General features: G+C 66.5%; 1 protein-coding gene. It reads left to right on the top strand.

The window, feature by feature from the left end; genetic code table 11:
* Nucleotides 1–695: GTP-binding protein (locus tag AB9M23_RS22550; RefSeq protein WP_372426947.1), on the top strand; the 695-nt coding region annotated here is incomplete at its 3' end.

Raw genomic sequence — 695 nt, 5'->3', positions numbered from 1 at the left:
ATGGCCAAGGCGAAATTCGAGCGTACCAAGCCGCACTGCAACATCGGGACGATCGGTCACGTCGACCACGGCAAGACGTCGCTGACGGCGGCGATCACGAAGGTGCTGGCGGAGACGGGCGGTGCGACGTACACGGCGTACGACGCGATCGACAAGGCTCCGGAGGAGAAGGCGCGCGGGATCACGATCTCGACGGCGCACGTGGAGTACGAGACGGCGAACCGTCACTACGCGCACGTCGACTGCCCGGGCCACGCGGACTACGTGAAGAACATGATCACGGGTGCGGCGCAGATGGACGGCGCGATCCTGGTCGTTTCGGCGGCGGACGGCCCGATGCCGCAGACGCGCGAGCACATCCTGCTGGCGCGCCAGGTCGGCGTCCCGGCGCTGGTCGTGTTCATGAACAAGGTCGACATGGTCGACGACGAGGAGCTGCTGGAGCTCGTCGAGCTGGAGATCCGCGAGCTGCTGTCGAAGTACAGCTTCCCGGGCGACGACATCCCGATCACGAAGGGCTCGGCGCTGATGGCGCTCGAGGACAAGAACCCGGCGATCGGCAAGGAGGCTGTCCTCAAGCTGATGGCGTCGGTGGACGAGTACATCCCGACGCCGGAGCGCCCGATCGACCAGCCGTTCCTGATGCCGATCGAGGACGTGTTCTCGATCTCGGGCCGCGGCACGGTGGTGACGGG

This window comes from Salinarimonas chemoclinalis (genome assembly GCF_041514305.1).
GTDB lineage: Bacteria > Pseudomonadota > Alphaproteobacteria > Rhizobiales > Beijerinckiaceae > Salinarimonas > Salinarimonas chemoclinalis.
Note: the sequence above shows the minus strand (reverse complement) of the source record. Positions and strands in the feature narration are given on the sequence as shown.